Below are 296 nucleotides of genomic sequence, written 5' to 3'. Positions count from 1 at the left end.
CTACGTCAACCGAGAAACCGATATCAGGTTGAATGATATTTGTGGCCGTTTTCGCTCCGCGTAAGCCGACTTCCTCTTGAACAGTGCCGACACCATAAACGGTATTCGGATGCTCGACGTTTTCCAATTGCTTCAGCACATCGATCGCGATGGCACAGCCGATGCGGTTATCCCATGCTTTGGCCATCAGCAGTTTTTCATTTTTCATCACAGTAAATTCGCAAACCGGTACGATGGAGTCGCCCGGGCGAACGCCGAACTCCGTAGCTTGCTCTTTGCTTTCCGCGCCGATATCG

1 protein-coding gene is annotated in these 296 nt (G+C 51.4%); it reads right to left on the bottom strand.

The features are described from left to right. Positions 1-296, bottom strand: a 296-nt coding sequence (locus ACT80S_RS19135) for a hypothetical protein (RefSeq protein ID WP_445323095.1), incomplete at both ends; no start/stop codon positions are given.

It is taken from the genome of Ramlibacter sp. MAHUQ-53, assembly GCF_052600055.1.
Note: the sequence above shows the minus strand (reverse complement) of the source record. Positions and strands in the feature narration are given on the sequence as shown.